This window comes from Arthrobacter sp. ISL-72, assembly GCF_018613755.1.
In the GTDB taxonomy this organism is placed as follows: Bacteria; Actinomycetota; Actinomycetes; order Actinomycetales; family Micrococcaceae; genus Arthrobacter.
The window spans coordinates 1-13,317 of record NZ_JAGGPP010000043.1 but is presented as its reverse complement, the minus strand read 5'-3'; the positions used below and the strand labels follow the sequence as shown (position 1 = coordinate 13,317).

Sequence of the window (13,317 nt, the reverse complement as noted above, 5' to 3'; positions counted from 1 at the left end):
CACCGCAAGAACCCAAGGATCCCCTTACGGGCTGCATCGTGCGGCCAAATAGCCCTGTAAAAAGGCCGCCATTTATCGACGAGAGTCACACCGTAAACCCCGCTCGCTTTGTTGCACGGTGAAGGTCTCCCACCTGCACAACTAGGCCAAACGAATGGCTGTGTCCCACCTCCTTCGCACTGGGACACGCCACTTCCCGTCCTTATGCCGGTCGGCCTCAATTGCATGCCCTGGCTCGCTTCCGTCTAAAATACTCCCGTCGCGGGTGTCCGAATCGTCTGGAGTGCCGCTAGTGAAAGGGACATGCCATGTCAGCCAGTCTGCGGATCACTCCTACAGATCCTTTCCCTGAGGATCTAGAAAAGCTGAAGGACGAGAAGTTGCAGGTTCTCGATAGCCAGGTCCATCGTCAGCTGGACCATGAAATCGTCACTGAGGGTGAATCTCACCCAGAGACAGAGTTTCGCCACCAGGAGCTTGATATGGAGTTCGAGCACCGCGACAACTAGAACGTCCCAGTTCCTTGAAACTGGGACATTCCTGGTGTTCCGCGCAGACGACTTCGGAATTGACACCGGATCGCCGGAATGACACGTAATCTTACTGTCTCGTAAGTTGTTCCAACTCTCGCGCCCTAATCCCCCTGATAAGGGCGATTTCGGGACGGGGCCGGCAGCGGAAGAACCTGGTTTCTCTGGGAGGTTGATGTGCACCAAACCAGCAACGAGGACATCACGAGAGCCTTCAACAAGAATGCGCGCCTTTATGACCGGTGGATGACCTTTTTCGAGCGCTATATTGCCCAGGGAGCCCGTGCCTGGGCCGTGTCGAAGGCCCACGGGGCGGTCATCGAAATAGGGGTGGGTTCAGGCCTGAACCTCCCGCTTTACGGCCCCAGGGTGGAGCATGTAACCGGGTTTGACCTCTCCGAGAAGATGCTCGCCATCGCGCGCAGACGCGTACTGGAAAAGCGAATCGGCCGCGTCGACTTACATCACGGCGACGCACAGAACCTGAACCTACCGTCGGAAAGCGCAGACACGTTCATTTCCACTTTCACGTTCTGCACCATCCCCGATCCGCTGGCTGCCAGCCGGGAGGCCTACCGGATACTCCGCGCGGGCGGAGTGTTCGTCCTGACCGAACACGGGCGCTCTACCCGCGCCTTGGCTCGCAGCGTCATGCGGGCAATCGAACCACTAATCATCCGCGTCAGCGCCGAACATATCACCCGTGATCCTGTGCCGTACCTGACGAGCGCGGGCTTCACCGTTACCGAAGTCCAGCGCGGCGGACCAGGCGGCATCGTCTTCCGGATACTTGCCCACAAACAACCGCTCAGAGATTAAAAGCAATGGGACGATCGGTGGTGGAGCGCCTGGTTATTACTCGCGGTGGGCTCCACTTTCCGAATCGTCATCGGGACGGGCCGGAACGCCATCTTGGTCCCTAGGGGAACCATTGGCTTGGTCGCCTGCGATGCCGCGCTGGTGGGCTGTTCCGGCATCTCCATAGTTACTCTCGGCGTATTTACCGCTTGCCCGAGCGTCAGGGCCAGCGTCTGCCGATCCGGCATCTCCATAGTCACCCTCGGCGTATTCACGGCTTCCCTGCGCGTCAGCGCGAGCATCTACCGATCCGGCGTCTCCGTAGTCACCGGTTGCGTATTGTCCGCTATCACCTCCCACAGCAGGATTTGGCGTGCTGATGCGACGTTTCCGGGGATCGGGCTCTTGGAAATGAACGCCTCGTAGAGCGGGTCCCCAATCCGGTCCAGGTTGAAGTCCCCAAGCACCATTAGGTTGGTGTTCCAGTCGTTGGGCCGGTCTGCCCAGTCCCTCATCCATTTGGCGAAGGCGGTGGCCTCCGGCAACCGCTTGGCCGGGTTCTTGCCCCACAGCACATGGACGGACGCGAGGATGAATGCGATCCCGGCCCGGGCGAAGCTGGCGGTGTGTACGGGGAGCGGGCGAACTGGCGCTGCATGTTATCCCCGGCCGGGGGCAGCACGATTTCCCCGACCAGGCCTGAGGGCTGGACCCTTGTGCTGTCGTAAAGGAACGCAAGGCGTTCACCGTTGCCGGCGGAACCCTCTGTGACGTCCGAGATGATGACCTGCCATTGCGGGCCGACGGTGGCGAGCAGGCAGGCGCTTGGGTGCGTTGGGATTACGGCGGGATTCCTGGACGGCGACGACGTCGAAGCGGGAGATCACCGCCGCCAGGCAGGAAATCGCATGCCAGTCCCGCTTAGGGGAATCCTTGGGCCCCGAAAACCATTTGGAGGTCAGGTCTCCCAGAGCGCGGATGTTCCAGGTCCCGACCAGGAGATTGGAATCCGACTTCCCCGGGATGGCGCCGCTGAGGGCCTCCCCAGCCGGTCCAAGTCATCGGTCACTGCTTCCGGCGGCCCCTCATCATGCCTCCATGCAAGCAGAACGCCCGGATGACGCTAGCAGGCGCACCGGCCCGTATCCGGACCGCCCGGACGGGTTAGGACTTGAAATCCGGATACTAAGCATGCTTAGTATGGTTCTGGCCGGGATGCACGGCTGCCAACCAGAGGAGGAAACACCATGGGACTACAGGTCGTGCACCGATGCCCGGGTGATGCCTAGCGTCTGGGCCACCTCCGTTACGGTGAGGCCCCTTAAAGCTTCCATGCACTAAACCATACGGTCGCGGGAATAAGTGTCAACATATACACTATTCCCCACAGTTGTGGGGAATAGTGCCAATCCGTGAGGACACCCCTGACAACCCACCGCGCGGGATTCAAAGTTGACCGGTCACGGTCGGCTTCTCCGGCAGATGTCGCTGCCTCCCGGAAGTCCAAGCGTTGCGGCTAGCGACGTGAGAACCGGGGGGAAGGCGGTCACTCCAGCCTGGCGTGACGCAGGTACTGGTAGACAGTTTCCCTGCTGATCCCGTAATCGCGGGCAAGGGCTACTTTCGGAACCCCGATGCCGGCGCGCTCGACCATCTCGGCTGCCCGTTCCGGCGAGAGTGTCTTCTTCCGTCCCTTGTAAGCACCACGCTGCTTAGCCAGGGCAATTCCTTCCCGCTGCCGCTCCCTGATCAGAGAGCGCTCGAACTCTGCGAAAGCACCCATGACGGACAACATCAGGTTGGCCATGGGGGAGTCCTCGCCGGTGAAGACCAGGCTCTCCTTGACGAACTCCACGCGCACGCCTTTGCGGGTGAGACCCTGGACGAGAGCACGAAGGTCATCAAGATTCCGGGCAAGCCGGTCCATGCTGTGCACCACCACCGTGTCCCCGTACCGGGCGAAGCGCAGCAGTTCGGCAAGTTGGGGCCTGGCGGTGTCCCCGCCTGAGGCCTTGTCCGTAAATACTCGGTCCAGCACCTGACCCACAAGCTGGCGTTTCTCGTTCTGGTCCAGCGTGCTGACCCGCACGTACCCGATCCGCTGTCCGCTCATCGTAGCCTCCAACCCTTTACCTGTGAGGTTGAGTTCTAGGCTTGTCCTGCAAGGAAGTCAAGATCTGGCTGGCGGCCGTCAGATTGGGATGTAGCTCAGGCTGATGGGAAGGTCAGAGAACGCGCTGGCAGCAGCCGGAGTGCTGGAGGCGCTGCGGTGGAGTTCCGCCGCGTCCTTCGGACTGTGTCTGCTGAAATGATTGGGCTAGCTGCTCGTTGCTTGTAAGGCAGCGCCCACGACGCCCGCAGAGTTTTCCAAGCTGGCCGGCATGACCGGGGCGCGTAGTGACAAGTGGCAGGTATTCGTTGCTGCATGCTGAAATTCCCCCACCGATGATAACCAAGTCAGGTGAGAAGAGGAACTCCACATGTGACAGGTACTTTTGTAGCCGCTCGGCGTACTCCATCCAGCTAAGGAATTCATTTTCGCGGGCGATGGCCGATGCCCGGGATTCTGCTTTGAAGCCGTCGATTTCCAGATGGCCCAGCTCGAGATTGGGTACGAGCTTTCCATCAACTATGAGTGCTGAACCGATGCCCGTTCCCAAGGTTAGGACCAGGATAACGCCGTGTTTGTCCTTCCCGACGCCGTATTGGACTTCCGCCATACCAGCTGCGTCAGCATCATTCACGACGCAAACAGGTCGACCAAGCCGTTCCCGCAAGTAACCCTGGACATCCAGTCCGATCCAGCTGTCGTCCATGTTTGCTGCCGACCTGGCCACTCCTCGTTGGACTATCGAGGGGATAGCGACCCCGACGGCAGGATCGGTATCCCCAAGGCCTTCGGATCCGAGCTCATCGATGAGCTGGTTCAGGGTGTCTGCGACTGCATCCACGGTGCCGGAGGTAGGTGTCCGGAGGTGACGGACGCCGCCGACCGGGGTACCGCTACTCATGTTGATGAGTGCACCCTTGATCCACGTCCCGCCGACATCGATTCCTATCCGGAACTCCAGTCCCTACGACGTCGTTGGCAGCCGTCGCGGGTCGTGTCATCACGTTTCCTTTGCATAGTTGTGGGGGTCATGACCGGAGGGGCTCAGTTCCGCGGCGGAGTCGGGACGTCGAACTTTTAACTCGGCGAGCAGCAAGCCGCAACGGCTTGGAAGGGGAGAATCTGCGAGTGGTGCCAGCCCAATCGATGTGCTGATTACCAGGAGATGCCTCCCGGCGCCCGAGCGCCGGGAGGCATCTCCTTACACGGTCAAGCTAGCCTGGAGCCAGGCAGTGGTCGCTCCGGGCAGAGAATTTGCCTTGAGTGGCGAACTGGAGACCAGAACCTCGCCATCGGGCAGTTTGAAGGCTTCCGTGCCGAAGTTCGTTACGGAGGTCCAGCCGTGGGGGCGCCGGAAGGCCAGGACGTCAGTTCGGCCGTTCTACCCGGCGGTCCCGAAGGCGTGCGGCCGCAGGCGCGGCTGTACCCTCGGGCCGTCGGCGAGGTCGGGTCGTCTGAGAAAGGAATGTGGGTTAGCCGGCCAGTTGGCGCTCGAAGCCTGCAATGTTGGCAAATTCAGCGGCATCAAGGCTGGCGCCGCCGACCAGGACGCCGTCAACGTCGGTCTCGTTCAGGATTGCTGGGGCGTTGCCGGCCTTGACCGAGCCGCCGTAGAGGAGCCGGGTCCTGGCGGCGACGTCCGCGTCGAAGAGGCTGGCAAGTTCGGTGCGGATGGCGCCGCACATCTCCTGTGCGTCTTCCGGGCCGGCGACTTCCCCGGTCCCGATGGCCCACACGGGCTCGTATGCAACCACGAGTTCGGCGGCCTGCTGGGTGGAGAGACGGTCGACGCCGGCGCGCAGCTGTGCCAGGGTGTGCTGGACGTGTGTGCCGGCCTGGCGGATGTCCAGGCCTTCCCCGACGCACAGCACCGGTGTGAGCGCGTGGCGGTAGGCCGCGTGGACCTTGGCGTTGAGGGTTTCGTCGGTTTCGCCGTGGATGGTGCGGCGTTCGCTGTGGCCGACGAGCACGTACTTACAGCCGAGCTTGGCCAGGAACTGTCCGCTGATGTCGCCGGTGTAGGCGCCTGAGTCGAACGGGGAGAGGTCCTGGCCGCCGGATACCAGGTCCAAGCCGTCATCCTGGATCAGGGTTTGTACGGCGCTAAGAGTGGTGAAGGGCGGAAAGACGGCAACTTCCACCCGCCCGTAATTGTGCTTTGCCTCAGAAAGGGCCTCGGCCAGGTGTTGCAGCAGGCTGCTGCCCTGGACGTGGTCCATGTTCATCTTCCAGTTACCGGCTATTAGAGGTGTCCGGTCATAGGCGCTGTTGGCGGGCGTGCTCATGTGTTTCTCCGTATTGCTTGTTGTATGGATGGATGATGGGCCTTGCCGTGAACGGTTGGGCTGCTGTTGGGGGGCGGGAGCGCGTGTCCCGGCGCGCGACGGTCGTCGGCGGGTTACGGGTTCCGGGGCTGTTCGGCTGGTGGCCTTGCCTGCAGCCGGGTCCCGTCTTGATTGTGCAGGAGGTGCCGCGTGCCGAAGCCGTGGCTTCTGATCCAGAGGATGTCCGATTGCTCGGTTTTAGTCTCGACCCGCGCCTCGTAGGAGTAACCGCCGGGTTCGATTACCTCGATGAGGTCTCCCGGTTGGAGCAAGGTCCAGTCCTGCGGTGCCGGAACCCGGATGTCGCCGCTCCCTGTATCCCTGGTTGAGCGCACCATTATGGCGTGACCCGTGGTGCTGGGGAGGCTCCGTGGCTTCGTGCAGAGGCCAGGGCGCGTTCGACGTCGCCGAGGAGTTCCTTCCAGCTGGCCACGAACTTGTCCAGGCCCTCGGACTCAAGCAGTGCCACGACCTCGTTGTAGGAAACGCCGAGCGCTTCCAGGGCGTCGAGCGTCGCGTTCGCGTCGGCGTAGGTGCCGGTGACGGTGTCGCCCGTGACGGTGCCGTGGTCGAACGTGGCGTCGAGGGTCTTCTCCGGCATGGTGTTGACCACGCCGGGGGCGACGAGTTCGGTGACGTACAGGGTGTCCGGGTAGGCCGGATCCTTCACGCCCGTGGAGGCCCACAGCGGGCGCTGCGGAAGCGCGCCGGCTTCGGCGAGCAGTGCCCAGCGTTCGGTGGAGAACAGCTCTTCGTAGACCTGGTAGGCCAGGCGGGCGTTGGCCAGGCCGGCCTTGCCCTTGAGTGCCTTGGCTTCCTCGGTGCCGGCGGCGTCGAGGCGCTTGTCGATTTCGGCGTCTACGCGGGAGACGAAGAACGACGCGACGGAGTGGATCCTGGACAGATCGTGGCCGTTGCCCTTGGCCTGTTCCAGGCCGGACTGGAAGGCGTTGATCACGGCGCGGTAGCGCTCGAGGGAGAAGATCAGGGTGACGTTGACGCTGATGCCCTCGGCCAGGGTGGCCGTGATGGCTTCCAGGCCTTCGAGGGTTGCCGGGATCTTGATCAGGACGTTGTCCTTGCTGACCTTCTTGTACAGGTGCTTGGCTTCGGCGATGGTCCCGGCGGTGTCCCAGGCCAGGCGGGGGTCCACCTCGATGGAGACGCGGCCGTCAACACCCTTGGTCGCCGCGGCGACCGGGGCGAACAGCTCGCAGGCGTCCGCGACGTCGGTGGTGGTGATTTCGAAGATGGTCTCTTCCACGGTGGCACCGGCCGCTGCCTGGGCCGCGATGACGGCGTCGTAGTCGTGGCCGGTGGTGATCGCGGCGTGGAAGATGGACGGGTTGGTGGTGACACCAACGACGTTCTTCTCTTCGATGAGCTTGGCCAGGGTGCCGGTGTCCAGGCGGCCGCGGGAGAGGTCATCGAGCCAGATCGAAACGCCGGCGTCGGAGAGCTGCTGTGTGGGGGTAGTCATTTTTTGTATCTCCTGGAATCGGGTTCAGGCCTGCAGGCCAGCGAGGGAGTCCTTGGCGGCGGCGGCGACAGCCTCCGCGGTGATGCCGAACTCCTGGAAAAGGCGCTTGTAGTCAGCGGAAGCGCCGTAGTGCTCGAGGCTGATGGAACGGCCGGCGTCGCCGACGAATTCGCGCCAGCCCAGGGCCAGCCCGGCTTCGACGGATACCCGGGCCTTGACGGCGGCGGGGAGCACGGACTCGCGGTAGGCGGCGTCCTGCTTGTTGAACCACTCGACACAGGGCATGGAGACAACGCGGGCGGCGATGCCTTCGCCCTGGAGGGCTTCGCGGGCCTTCACGGCCAGCTGGACCTCGGAGCCGGTACCGATCAGGATGACGTCGGCCGGAACGGTAGCACCGTTCTTGGACGCCTCGGCCAGGACGTAACCGCCCTTCGCGACGCCGGAGACGGAACCGAACGTGTCGCCGTCGGCTTCGTTTTCACCGCGGGCGTAGGTGGGGATGTTCTGGCGGGTCAGGACAATGCCGGCCGGGTTCTCGTGGTTTTCCAGCATTACCTTCCACGCCGCGGCGACCTCGTTCGCATCCCCTGGGCGGACCACGTCCAGGCCCGGGATGGCGCGCAGGGACGCCAACTGTTCCACCGGCTGGTGGGTGGGGCCGTCCTCGCCCAGGCCGATGGAGTCGTGCGTCCACACATACAGGGACGGGACACCCATCAGCGCGCCGAGCCGGATCGCGGGGCGCTGGTAGTCGGAGAAGATCAGGAACGTGCCGGAGAACGCCCGGGTCTTGCCGTGCAGGGCGATGCCGTTCACGATCGAGGCCGCGGCGTGCTCGCGGATGCCGAAGTGCAGCACCCGGCCGTAGGGGTTGCCCTTCCAGGCTTCGGTCTGCTTGGACGCAGGCACGAACGACGGGGAGCCTTCGATGGTGGTGTTGTTGGACTCGGCGAGGTCGGCTGAACCGCCCCAGAGTTCGGGCATGACCGGGCCGATCGCGTTCAGGACCTTGCCGGACGCGGCACGGGTGGATACGTCCTTGCCGGCCGGGAACACCGGCAGGGCTGCGTCCAGTTCGGACGGAAGCTCGCGTGCTTCGACGCGCTGCAGCAGTGCAGCGGCCTCCGGGTTCGCTGCCTGCCAGGCGTTGAAGGACTCTTCCCATTCCTTGCGTGCTGCGGCGCCGCGGTCAACCACGGAACGGGCGTGGGCCAGGACTTCCTGGTCAACCTCGAACGACTTCGCCGGGTCGAAGCCAAGCACCGACTTCAGGGCTGCGACTTCCTCGGAGCCGAGCGCGGAACCGTGGATCTTGCCGGTGTTCTGCTTCTTGGGAGCCGGGTAGCCGATGATGGTGCGCAGCGAAACAATGGAGGGCTTGGAGGTCTCGGCCTTCGCGGCCAGCAGGGCCGCGTAGAGTTCCTGCACGTCTTCCTTGTATTCGCCGGTCCGGGTCCAGTCCACCCGCTGGACGTGCCAGCCATAGGCGTCGTAGCGCTTCAGGACATCCTCGGTGAACGCGACATCCGTGTCATCCTCAATGGAGATGTGGTTCTCGTCGTAAACCACCACAAGGTTGCCCAGTTCCTGGTGCCCGGCAAGCGAGGAAGCCTCGGAGGTCACGCCCTCCTGCAGGTCGCCGTCGGAGGCAATCACCCAGATCGTGTGGTCGAACGGGGACTCACCCGCGGGAGCGTCGGCGTCGAACAGGCCGCGCTGGCGGCGCTGGGAGTACGCGAACCCGACCGAGGACGCCAGGCCCTGGCCCAGCGGGCCGGTGGTGATTTCCACCCCGGCGGTGTGCTTGTACTCCGGGTGCCCCGGGGTCAGCGAGCCCCAGGTACGCAGCGCCTGCAGGTCCTTCAGTTCCAGGCCGTAGCCGGAGAGGAACAGCTGGATGTACAGCGTCAGGGACGTGTGCCCGGGGGACAGGACGAACCGGTCCCGGCCGATCCAGTCAGGATTCCGCGGATCGTGGCGCATCAGCTTCTGAAAGAGAAGGTATGCGGCAGGCGCCAGGCTCATGGCCGTGCCCGGGTGGCCATTGCCAACCTTCTCCACGGCGTCCGCGGCCAGGACACGTACGGTGTCCACCGCACGCTGGTCGAGGTCAGCCCAGGACAGTTGGGGGGAGCTGGAAGGCCAAATTTCGGAAAAATTGTTCGCTGACATGGGAATCATGTCCTTCTGTTGATTGGTGCGGACTAGGGGGAGCAGGGTCTGACCTTGGCGCCGGTTCTGGGAGGATGGACCGGAAGAAGGAGGAGAGCTGCGCAACCACTTACTCCCGGCTACCCTGAATCATTAGTCATCACTGCATTTACGTGAACTTATGCTGGAACGACAAGATGGCAAAGACATAACACTTGCTGAGATTGAGACAGGAATCGCCGCACTTCAGGCGCGCCTGCCCATCATCGCGATCGACGATGAAGACCGCGAGAACAAAGCGACATCATCATGGCGGCGCCGTACGCGACCCCGGAGCGGCTGGCGTGGATTATCTGCGTCTCCAGCGGCTTCGTGTGCGCCCCGGTGACCAACGAAATGGCGGATGCCCTGGAGCTGCCGCTGATGACGGAGAACAATAAGGATTCCCTCCGGACTGCGTACACGATCACGGTGGATGCGGCGGGCCAGTTCACGACCGGTATCAGTGCAACGGACAGGGCGCGGACCCTTCGGGTGCTGGCAGATCCGGCATCCGGTCCTGCTGGTCTGATCCGTCCGGGGCATGTGCTTCCCCTTCGTGCCGTTGATGGGGGTGTGCGGCAGCGTCCCGGCCATACCGAGGCCGCCGTTGACCTGCTGAAGCTTGCCGGTCTCGCCCCGGTCGGTGTCATCGCTGAGGTCGTTGCCGGTGACGGTGAAATGATGAGGCTTCCCGGGCTGTTGGAACTCGGCAATGAAAAGGGCCTTCCTGTTATCAGCATCGCCCAGCTGGTGGCGGCCCTGGAGAATTGATCCGGGGCCGCCTCCGGCGGCTGCTATTGGGCGCAGAAGCCGCCGTCGACGAGGAGGTCGATGCCGGTGCAGAAGGATGCTGCGTCCGAGAGGAGGAATACCGCAGGGCCGGCCATTTCAGATGGATCGGCGATACGCTTCATCGGCGTCTCCTGCGCAAAAACTTCCATCTGGTGGATCATCTCCGGGCGGGAGTTCATCTTGGTCATGGTGTAGCCGGGGCTGAGCGCGTTGACGCGGATACCGCGCTCGGCCCATTCCATCGCGAGGGACTTACTCAGGTGGATGACCGCTGCTTTGGCACTGTTGTAGTGAGCCTGCAGCAGGCCCCTGTTGACGATGCTCCCTGACATGGAGGCGATGTTGACGATTGATCCGCCGCCGTTCCTGAGCATGGCACGGCCTTCGGCCTGACAGCTGAGGAACACTCCGGTGACATCAATGTCGTAGACCTTCTGCCACTGTGCCAGCGGCATATCCTCGGCGGGTGCAGCGTTGGCTATTCCCGCGGAGTTGACGGCCATGGTGAGCGGGCCGAGGTCTGCTTCGATCTTGGCGACGGCCTCCTCGAGTTGCTCGGCGTTGGTGACGTCTGCCGGAACGAAGATGCCGCGCCCTCCCGCCTCCTTAATGTGGCGCAGGGTCTCGTCGGGTCCTTCGCCGGGTAGGTCGACGATTCCGATGTTTCCATTTTGCCGGGCGATGCCGTAGGCGATGGCCTGCCCGATGCCGGACCCGCCTCCTGTGATGAGAGCTGTCCGGCCATCCAGGCCGAAGGTGAGCTGCGGATTCATGTGTGTCCTTGAAGTGTTGAGGGCGCTTTATCTGATTCCAGTCTCAGCGCGGTTTCTTTGTCGGTGATAAGTACGTTGATCCAGTTGCCCTCGGCAGCGGCACGAATCGCCGTATACTTCCGGGAACCCCCGGCGATGCCGATGCGCCTGTCGACTCTGAACATCTGCTCCGGGCTGATGCCCAGGACCCTGTCATTGAGTTCGGATTCGATGAGCGTTCCGTATTTGTCGAAGAACCGGAGGCAGATGTCGCCTACCGCTCCTGACACGGCAAGGGCTTTGAGGTTGGATTCGTTGAGTGAGTTGCCTGATTCGCGAAGAAGCGGCGAGGGTTCGATGCTTCCGATGCCGACCAGGAGGGTGTCCAGCCGGTCCCAGTCGGCGGCGATATCGGCGACGAATGGGTCTTCCAGCAGGGCGTCGCGGCCGCCGCGGCTGGAGACGATGCCGGGTGCGGGAAGATACTTGGGCACCGCCTTGGTGACGGTTGCCAGGCGGTCCGCCAGGTGCGTCGCCCGCACCTGCACTTCGGGGTTCCCGACTCCGCCGATGACTTGGACGATGCTTTCTGCGGTTTTGACATTCCGTGGGGACATGGCGTCCACCGTTGCCAGAAGCGTCGAGGACCAGGACGACAGGCCGACCCTGTTGCCGCCGGTGAGAGTGACCTCGAGGTAACCTGCGGCTGCCGCGCCGATTCCCCTGATGATCGCTGCTTCATCCTCAGTCTGGAGATCGGCGATGACAACGGCCCGCAGGCCGTACTTGGCCGCCACGGCATCTTCCAGGTCTGATTCGGTTCCCGCGGGCGCAACGACGATGGTCCGGACAATGCCTTCACGCGCGGCGTCGGTCAGCCACCGGGAGACCCGGGACTGGGAGACGTTCAGCCGCTCGGCGATCTCGGCCTGGCTCATGTTCTGCTCGTGGTACATCCTCGCGGCCTTGACCATCAGGCCCAGTTGTTGGGGAGTGAAAGTCCTGGTTTTCTGGGCCACGGCGTTCCTTTGGTTGTCGTCAGGCAAGGGTCCGATTATTTCACGTTCCTCCTTATCTCTTAGAGCGTCGCCAGTGACATGACTTTTGACGGGGTAGCCTCGGAAGCATGCAGAATTCCTTGGTTCCGTCCGCGGGCGAGGACCATGACCCTGTGGGCGAGGCCCAGCACTTCCTCCAGGTCCGAGCTGACCACGATCACGGCATTACCGGCGCGGGCCAGGTCGGCGATGACTTCGTAGATGGAGGCCCGCGCCCCGACGTCGATGCCCCGGGTGGGTTCGTCCAGGATGATCAGCCGCGGATTACGTTCGAGCCATTTGCCGATCACGATTTTCTGCTGGTTGCCGCCGGAGAGCGATGACACCGGAAGGGCGACGTTTCCCTTCATCCCCATGCTCTTGGCCACTGTCGAGGCGAGGCTGCGCACCTTTGCCGGGGCAATCCAGCCTGCTGAACTGATCTTGGCCATGTTCGGCAGGGCGATGTTGTTCTCGATGGTGTCGCTGACGACCAGTCCCTGCTGTTTGCGGTCCTCCGGGATCAGCACGATGCCGGCCTTGATGGCGGCCATCGGGTCATCCGGCCTCAATTCCCGGCCGTCGAGCACCACCTTGCCGATGCGGTGCTGGGAACCGGCGATGGCGCGGACGAGTTCGCTGCGCCCGGCCCCCACGATTCCGGCGATGCCGAAGATTTCTCCTGCATGGACTTTGAAGGATACGTCCAGGAAGTCCCCGGCCTTGTCGTGCAGGTCTGTCACTTCCAGGACGACGTCATCCGTGGGGGGCGGCACCTCGGGGAAGAGGCGGTCCACGGGTCGTCCGACCATTTCTTCGACGAGCTGGGAGGGCAGAACTTCGCCGGAGGCGTGTTCGGTGATTTTCTTGCCGTCACGGAGAACGACGATGCGGTCCGCGATCAGGGCAATTTCGGCCAGGCGGTGGCTGACGTAGATGAACGACACGCCTTCGGCCTTCAAGGCCCTGACACACTCAAAGAGGGCGTCGGTCTCTGCCTGGCCCAGTGCAGCGGTGGGCTCATCGAGGATGAGCAGTGAGGCGTCCAGCATGAGGGCCTTGGCTATTTCCACCTGTTGCTGACCCGCGACGCTGAGGTCCCGGACTTTGGCATCCATGGCGCCGTTGAAGCCCAAGCGCCTGAGCTGGTTCTCGGCTTTCTCGCGCATGGTGCGTGCGTCCAGGAACCCATTGCGCATGGGCCAGCGTCCGATCATGACGTTCTCGGCAACTGTCAGGTCCGGCAGCAGCCGCATCTCCTGGTGAATCAGACCGATGCCGGAGGCGATGGCATCGCC

The 13,317-nt window shown here is 63.2% G+C and carries 13 protein-coding genes and 1 pseudogene; 3 read left to right on the top strand and 11 right to left on the bottom strand.

Annotated features, from left to right (window positions below; genetic code table 11):
* The first annotated feature begins 308 nt into the window (after positions 1–308).
* Both J7I92_RS22825 and J7I92_RS22820 read left to right on the top strand, forming a co-directional pair.
* Positions 309–509, top strand: a complete 201-nt coding sequence (locus J7I92_RS22825; RefSeq protein WP_214844186.1) for a hypothetical protein — start codon at positions 309–311, stop codon at positions 507–509.
* 198 nt (positions 510–707) lie between these two features.
* Positions 708–1,349, top strand: coding sequence for a class I SAM-dependent methyltransferase (locus J7I92_RS22820; protein ID WP_214844184.1), 642 nt, complete (start codon positions 708–710; stop codon positions 1,347–1,349).
* Positions 1,350–1,630: 281 nt separating this feature from the next.
* Here the strand turns inward: J7I92_RS22820 and J7I92_RS22815 are convergent, their stop codons facing one another.
* The 8 genes and pseudogenes from J7I92_RS22815 to tkt all read right to left on the bottom strand — a co-directional run bounded on the left by J7I92_RS22815 (position 1,631) and on the right by tkt (position 9,417).
* A complete protein-coding gene (locus tag J7I92_RS22815; protein WP_214844182.1) occupies positions 1,631–1,903 on the bottom strand; it encodes a hypothetical protein in 273 nt (90 codons plus the stop codon).
* 678 nt (positions 1,904–2,581) lie between these two features.
* Positions 2,582–2,662, bottom strand: coding sequence for a helix-turn-helix domain-containing protein (locus J7I92_RS24745; protein WP_214844189.1), 81 nt, complete (start codon positions 2,660–2,662; stop codon positions 2,582–2,584).
* Positions 2,663–2,874: 212 nt separating this feature from the next.
* Positions 2,875–3,441 (bottom strand): recombinase family protein, encoded by a 567-nt coding sequence (locus tag J7I92_RS22805; RefSeq protein WP_214844180.1) that lies wholly within the window; start codon positions 3,439–3,441, stop codon positions 2,875–2,877.
* 204 nt (positions 3,442–3,645) lie between these two features.
* A pseudogene (ppgK, locus tag J7I92_RS22800) lies at positions 3,646–4,339 on the bottom strand (polyphosphate--glucose phosphotransferase).
* 571 nt (positions 4,340–4,910) lie between these two features.
* A complete protein-coding gene (tpiA, locus tag J7I92_RS22795; RefSeq protein WP_214844178.1) occupies positions 4,911–5,723 on the bottom strand; it encodes a triose-phosphate isomerase in 813 nt (270 codons plus the stop codon).
* Positions 5,724–5,836: 113 nt separating this feature from the next.
* The gene (locus J7I92_RS22790) at positions 5,837–6,034 is read right to left on the bottom strand and encodes a hypothetical protein (RefSeq protein WP_214844176.1); all 198 of its coding nucleotides are present in this window, start codon (positions 6,032–6,034) and stop codon (positions 5,837–5,839) included.
* 65 nt (positions 6,035–6,099) lie between these two features.
* Positions 6,100–7,242, bottom strand: a complete 1,143-nt coding sequence (gene tal, locus J7I92_RS22785) for a transaldolase (RefSeq protein ID WP_214844174.1) — start codon at positions 7,240–7,242, stop codon at positions 6,100–6,102.
* Between the two features lie 24 nt (positions 7,243–7,266).
* Positions 7,267–9,417, bottom strand: a complete 2,151-nt coding sequence (gene tkt / locus J7I92_RS22780) for a transketolase (RefSeq protein ID WP_214844172.1) — start codon at positions 9,415–9,417, stop codon at positions 7,267–7,269.
* A gap of 288 nt (positions 9,418–9,705) precedes the next feature.
* Here tkt and J7I92_RS22775 point away from each other — a divergent pair, with 288 nt between their 5' ends.
* Positions 9,706–10,209: a 3,4-dihydroxy-2-butanone-4-phosphate synthase gene (locus tag J7I92_RS22775; protein WP_396020447.1), complete on the top strand. Its 504-nt coding sequence runs from the start codon at positions 9,706–9,708 to the stop codon at positions 10,207–10,209.
* 23 nt (positions 10,210–10,232) lie between these two features.
* Here J7I92_RS22775 and J7I92_RS22770 read toward each other — a convergent pair whose 3' ends face one another.
* The 3 genes from J7I92_RS22770 to J7I92_RS22760 all read right to left on the bottom strand — a co-directional run.
* Positions 10,233–11,003, bottom strand: a complete 771-nt coding sequence (locus J7I92_RS22770; protein ID WP_214844170.1) for an SDR family oxidoreductase — start codon at positions 11,001–11,003, stop codon at positions 10,233–10,235.
* A complete protein-coding gene (locus J7I92_RS22765; protein ID WP_311380469.1) occupies positions 11,000–12,001 on the bottom strand; it encodes a sugar-binding transcriptional regulator in 1,002 nt (333 codons plus the stop codon). Before J7I92_RS22765 ends, J7I92_RS22770 begins: the two co-directional genes overlap by 4 nt.
* Before the next feature lie 59 nt (positions 12,002–12,060).
* Positions 12,061–13,317 (bottom strand): sugar ABC transporter ATP-binding protein (locus J7I92_RS22760; RefSeq protein WP_214844168.1); only part of this gene is annotated, 1,257 nt, incomplete at its 5' end.